The 2,806-nt window shown below is 67.7% G+C and carries 2 protein-coding genes; one reads left to right on the top strand and one right to left on the bottom strand.

What is annotated here, in order from left to right; genetic code table 11:
• Positions 1 to 100: 100 nt before the first annotated feature.
• Positions 101 to 904 (bottom strand): class I SAM-dependent methyltransferase, encoded by an 804-nt coding sequence (locus ACWGH4_RS33755; RefSeq protein WP_453467572.1) that lies wholly within the window; start codon positions 902 to 904, stop codon positions 101 to 103.
• Positions 905 to 1,267: 363 nt separating this feature from the next.
• Here ACWGH4_RS33755 and rpsA point away from each other — a divergent pair, with 363 nt between their 5' ends.
• Positions 1,268 to 2,770 (top strand): 30S ribosomal protein S1, encoded by a 1,503-nt coding sequence (gene rpsA / locus ACWGH4_RS33750; RefSeq protein ID WP_005318902.1) that lies wholly within the window; start codon positions 1,268 to 1,270, stop codon positions 2,768 to 2,770.
• The last annotated feature ends 36 nt before the right edge of the window (positions 2,771 to 2,806 follow it).

The raw sequence follows: 2,806 nt of genomic DNA, 5'->3' as shown, positions 1-2,806 counted from the left end.
TCACAGTCCTCCGGAGGTGATCCTCGAGTGGATCGACGACGCCCGCCGCGAGCCTGCCTCGCGGGGGTCCGCCGGTGCCGCGATCGCGAATGCCGTGCGGTCAGTCCCGCTCGCAGACGAAGATCGCCGTCCCCGGGATCAGATTGCCGCGCAGCGGGGACCAGCCGCCCCATTCCTGGCTGTTCCAGGCGGGCCACTCGGGCTCGACCAGGTCGACCAGCCGGAAGCCCCCGGCCACGACGTCCCGCACCCGGTCGCCGAGCGTCCTGTGGTGCTCCACGTACACCGCGCGGCCCTCCTCGTCCTGCTCCACATAAGGGGTGCGGTCGAAGTACGACGCGGCCACCGACAGGCCCTCGGGCCCCGGCTCGTCCGGGAACGCCCAGCGAATCGGGTGGGTGACGGAGAAGACCCAGCGCCCACCGGGCCGCAGCACCCGCCTGACCTCCTGGAACACCCGCACCGGGTCGGCGACGAACGGAACCGCCCCGTAGGCCGAGCACGCCAGGTCGAAGGAGCCGTCCCGGAACGGCAGCACGCCCGCGTCCGCCTCGACGAGCGCGACGTCTCCGCCGATCCGCAGGGCGTGCTGCAACTGGCGGTGGGAGAGGTCGAGCGCAACCGGCCGGGCGCCCTGCGCGGCGAGCCAGCGTGAGCACTGGGCGGCGCCGGCGCCGATCTCCAGGACGTCCAGTCCTTTCAGCGAGCCGGCAGGACCGAGCAGCGCCGCATCCGCCTCGTCGAGCCCTTCGGGTCCCCATACGAACCGGTCGTCGCCCAGGAACGCGCCGTGTTCGCTCTGGTACTCGTCGGCGTTCCGGTCCCACCAGCCGCGGCTCGCCCGGCTGCTCTCCGCATCCCCGGTGCTACGGCGGGTCGCTTCCGGTTCAAAATCTTGGCTCATCGTCACCGTCGTTGTAGTTTGCGTTCCAGCGCGCCGAGAACCGGGCTTCGAAAGACGCCATCGTGGCCTCGGCGAACAAGAGTTGTGCCGGAATTGTGGTCTTCCACCCCGGGTGTGCGCCTTCGCGCATTGACCGTGTCCGGCTGCCCCCGTATGCTACAAGTTGCGCTGCGAGCCTGCGCGCCTCAGACCGAGCAGGCCGCGCTCGCATCTGTATGTATCCCTCGGTTCACGAGGCGCCTCCAGAGATCCTCGGATCGCTCGGCCGTCGCTTCGAAGGCTGTCCGGTTATGCAGCTGCGACACCGGCTCTCGGCGTAGCAGTACCTACGACTTCAATGTCCGTACCGGAGCCCTTTCCCACATGACGAGCAGCACCGAGACCACCGCCACCACCCCGCAGGTTGCGGTCAACGACATCGGTAACGAGGAAGCCTTCCTCGCCGCGATCGACGAGACGATCAAGTACTTCAACGACGGCGACATCGTCGACGGCGTCATCGTGAAGGTCGACCGGGACGAGGTCCTGCTCGACATCGGTTACAAGACCGAAGGTGTCATCCCGAGCCGCGAGCTCTCGATCAAGCACGACGTCGACCCGAACGAGGTCGTCAAGGTCGGCGACGAGATCGAGGCCCTTGTCCTTCAGAAGGAGGACAAGGAAGGCCGCCTGATCCTCTCGAAGAAGCGCGCCCAGTACGAGCGTGCCTGGGGCACCATCGAGAAGATCAAGGAAGAGGACGGCATCGTCACCGGCACCGTCATCGAGGTTGTCAAGGGTGGTCTCATCCTCGACATCGGCCTCCGTGGCTTCCTGCCGGCCTCCCTCGTCGAGATGCGTCGTGTCCGCGACCTCCAGCCCTACGTGGGCAAGGAGCTCGAGGCGAAGATCATCGAGCTGGACAAGAACCGCAACAACGTGGTCCTGTCCCGCCGCGCCTGGCTCGAGCAGACCCAGTCCGAGGTGCGCCAGACGTTCCTCACCACCCTGCAGAAGGGCCAGGTCCGCTCCGGCGTCGTCTCCTCGATCGTCAACTTCGGTGCCTTCGTGGACCTGGGTGGCGTCGACGGTCTCGTCCACGTCTCCGAGCTGTCCTGGAAGCACATCGACCACCCGTCCGAGGTTGTCGAGGTCGGCCAGGAAGTCACCGTCGAGGTTCTCGACGTGGACATGGACCGCGAGCGTGTCTCCCTGTCGCTGAAGGCGACGCAGGAGGACCCGTGGCAGCAGTTCGCCCGGACCCACCAGATCGGTCAGGTCGTCCCGGGTAAGGTCACCAAGCTCGTTCCGTTCGGTGCGTTCGTCCGCGTCGACGAGGGCATTGAGGGTCTGGTCCACATCTCCGAGCTGGCCGAGCGCCACGTGGAGATCCCGGAGCAGGTCGTCCAGGTCAACGACGAGATCTTCGTCAAGGTCATCGACATCGACCTCGAGCGCCGCCGCATCAGCCTCTCGCTGAAGCAGGCCAACGAGTCCTTCGGTGCCGACCCGGCCTCGGTCGAGTTCGACCCGACCCTGTACGGCATGGCCGCGTCGTACGACGACCAGGGCAACTACATCTACCCCGAGGGCTTCGACCCGGAGACCAACGACTGGCTGCCGGGCTTCGAGTCCCAGCGCGAGGCGTGGGAGACGCAGTACGCCGAGGCGCAGCAGCGCTTCGAGCAGCACCAGGCCCAGGTCATCAAGTCCCGCGAGGCCGACGAGGCCGCCGCTGCCGAGGGTGGCACCGCTGCCCCGGCCGGTGCCCCCGCGGGTGCCTCCGGCGGTTCGTACTCCTCGGAGTCGGACGACAACTCCGGCGCCCTGGCGTCGGACGAGGCGCTTGCCGCCCTGCGCGAGAAGCTGGCCGGCGGCCAGAGCTGACGCTCTGCCCCGACAGCTGACCAGCTGAAGTAAGGC

This window comes from Streptomyces sp. NPDC054847, assembly GCF_053610925.1.
This window is presented reverse-complemented; position numbering and strand designations above follow the sequence as displayed.

Excerpts from the sequence above, each read along its gene's own strand:
- ACWGH4_RS33755 (WP_453467572.1), bottom strand. The coding sequence starts at position 904 with ATGAGCCAAGATTTTGAACCGGAAGCGACCCGCCGTAGCACCGGGGAT.
- rpsA (WP_005318902.1), top strand. The coding sequence starts at position 1,268 with ATGACGAGCAGCACCGAGACCACCGCCACCACCCCGCAGGTTGCGGTC.